At 68.4% G+C, this 3325-nt stretch carries 1 protein-coding gene; it reads left to right on the top strand.

Annotated features, from left to right (window positions below; genetic code table 11):
* On the top strand, positions 1–3325 hold a 3325-nt coding region (locus MGN01_RS23090; protein WP_174804626.1), incomplete at both ends, for a beta strand repeat-containing protein.

The raw sequence follows: 3325 nt of genomic DNA, 5'->3' as shown, positions 1-3325 counted from the left end.
CGATCGGGTCGCTGTCCGGGGCTGGGACACTCACCAATTCAGGTACGACCGCCGCGACGCTCACGGCCGGAGGCAACGGCGCCTCGACCACCTTCTCCGGTGTCATTCAGAACGGCGCGAACCCCGCAGCGACGACGGGTCTGACCAAGACCGGCACTGGCATGCTGATGTTGTCGGGAGCCAACACCTATACCGGCGTCACCACGATCTCGGACGGCACGCTGCGGGCGGGCGCGGCCAACGTCATCAGCACGGCGAGCGCCGTGCAGGTGAATGGCGGCACGTTCGATCTGAACAACAACAACCAGTCCATCGGCTCGCTCAGCGGTAATGCCGGGACCACCGTGGCGCTCGGCTCGGCGACCCTGACTACCGGCAGCGACAACACGAGCACCGGCTCTTTCGGCGTCATCACCGGCACTGGTGGTCTGACAAAAACCGGCACCGGCATCTTCGAGATACGCGGCGCCAACACCTATACGGGGACAACGACGGTCAACGCCGGAACGCTGCGGAACGGCCCCGGCGGTTCGTTCGCCTCGACGAACTTCGTCATCAACGGCGGTAGCCTCATCTTCAACACCGCGACAACGGCGCCGGCGACGTCGGCCGTGACTCAGACTGGCGGCCAATTCACCGTCGGCACGTCCCTGGAGATCGGATCGCTCAATGGCGGTGGCGGGGGCGTCCTGCTCAGTGCGGGCGCCACTCTGACGACTGGCCGGAACGGAACGGCCGATACCTACAGTGGCAACATCGGCATTGACGGCAACGGTGCTTTGACGAAGGCGGGTGTCGGCACCTTTACCCTCACCGGTGCGAATACCTATGTCGAGGCCACCACGATCTCCGGCGGCACGCTGCGGATCGGCGACGGCACGGCCGCCGGGAATAATGGACGTATCGGCCAGAACGCGGGCGGCACCGTCTTCAGTAACGTGGCCACCACGGGCGGCACGCTCGCCTTCGCCAGGACCAACGCCTACACCTATGGCGGCATCATCTCCGGCTCGGGCATCGTCAACCAGGTTGGCTCCGGGGTAACGACCCTGACTGGAGCCAGCACCGGCTTCAGCGGCATGGCCAATGTCGACGCCGGCACGCTCTCAATCAATGGGACGCTCGGCAACGGTGCTGCCATCGTCGACGTCAACTCTGGCGGCACGCTGCACGGCTCGGGCACCATCGCGGGTTCGGTCAGCGTCGGGAGCGGCGGCACGGTCTCGGCTGGCAACTCGCCGGGCACGCTGACGGTCGGCGGCGACTACACGCTGAACGCCGGCTCGACCTCGCTGTTCGAGCTCGGCGCGCCGGGTGTGGTCGGCGGTGCGAACAACGACCTCATCCGCGTCGGCGGCAACCTCTCGGTCAGCAACGCCAGCACGCTCGCCCTGCAGACAGCTGCCGGCGGCCAGATCGCCAGCGGCTACTACACCCTGTTCGACGTGGCCGGCACGACGGCCGCTGGACGCTTCGGCACGGTGAGCAACGGCGGGGTGAACGCCACGGCCGATGTCAGCCAGATCGTGACCAACGGCGGCACCGGTCCGTCGCAGTACAACGTGCTCCTCGCCAGCAACGGGCAACTCGTTCAGTTCTGGGATGGCGGCAATCTCTCGGCCAACAGCACGGTCGATGGTGGGGCGGGGACGTGGAACGCGACCAGTACCAATTGGACGACGGTCGACGGCGCGATCAACGATCGGTGGCGGTCGCAGGCTGGTGTGTTCGGGGGCGCTGCTGGCGGCGCGGTGACGGTGGCCGGCACGCAGAGCTTCCAGGGCCTGCAGTTCAGCACGAACGGCTACAGCCTGACGGGTGGTGCGCTTGCCCTCGTGGCCGACAGCGGCATCACCGGAAGCACGGCGGCCTCGATCACCGTCGACAGCGGTGTCGGCACGACCATCGGCAACGTGCTCCAGGGCTCGGCCGGGCTGACCAAGTTCGGGGGCGGCACGCTCACCCTCGCGGGAGCCAACACCTATACCGGTCTGACCACCGTCACGGGCGGCACGCTGGCGCTCACGTCGAGCGGTTCGCTCGCGGGTGACGTCAACAACGCAGCCGCATTCACGAACGCCGGAACGGTCGCCGGCAGCCTGGCCAATAGCGGCACCGCGAGCAACGACGGCACGATCGGCAGCAGCGTGTCGAACAGCGGCACCTTCACCAACACCGCGAGCGGAACGGTCAACGGCGGCCTGATCAACACGTCCGGCACCGCGAGCAATGCCGGCTTCGTCAACGGCGGCGCGACGATCCTGGCAGGGGTCTTCAACACCGATGCCGCGACCAGCGTGGTCAATGGCACGCTCGCCAACAGCGGGACCGTGAACGCGCAAGGTCAGATCAACGGCAGTGTCGCCAACAACGCCGGCGCGGTCTTCACCGTGGTCGGCGGCCTGTCCGGCATCGGCCGCTTCACCAATGACGGCGCGTTGGCTCTCGGCGGCAACAGCCTGAGCGTCGGCTCGCTCGCGGGCACGACGGCTGCTGCGAGCATCACGGGCGGCGGTACGCTGACGGCTGGCGGCGACAATAGCTCGACGAGCTATGCCGGCACGATCTCGGGTGCGACCGGACTGACCAAGCAGGGAACCGGCACGCTGACCCTGTCGGGGGCCAACACCTACACCGGCGCGACCACGGTCTCGGCCGGCACGCTGCAGGCGGGTGCGGCGAACGCCTTCTCGTCCGGATCGGCCGTGACGGTGGCGTCGTCCGGCCGGATGGACCTGAACGGCTTCAACCAGACGGTCGCCTCGCTGAGCGGTGCCGGCAGCGTGACGCTCGGCGCCGGCACGCTGACTACGGGCGGCAGCAAGGCCGCGACGGGCTATGCGGGCGTGATCTCCGGCACGGGTGGCCTGATCAAGACCGGCATCGGCGCCTTCACGCTGTCGGGTGCGAACACCTACACAGGCGCGACGACGGTCTCGGCCGGCACGCTTGCGCTCGCCGCCGGCAGCAGCCTGGCAGGCTCCGTGAACAATGCGGCTACCTTCACGAGTGCCGGCAGCGTCGCCGGCGGACTGAGCAATACCGGTGCAGTGACGGCCTCGGCCGGGCGCATCGACGGCGCCATCGCCAACAACGGCGGCAGCTTCACCGTCTCGGGCAACGTGGCCAGCAACGGCACCTTCGCCAATGCCAGCGGTGCGACGCTCGCGGTCACCGGCACGGGCGCCTACGGTCTCGCCGGCCTGCTCACCAATGCCGGCAGCCTGACCGTGGCCTCCGGCGGCAGCCTCACGGCGCCAGCCGGGATCACCAATTCCGGCACGATCACGGTCGCGCAGGGCGGCACCATCATCGATGCGCTGGC

This window comes from Methylobacterium gnaphalii (assembly GCF_007992215.1).
GTDB lineage: Bacteria > Pseudomonadota > Alphaproteobacteria > Rhizobiales > Beijerinckiaceae > Methylobacterium > Methylobacterium gnaphalii.
This window is presented reverse-complemented; position numbering and strand designations above follow the sequence as displayed.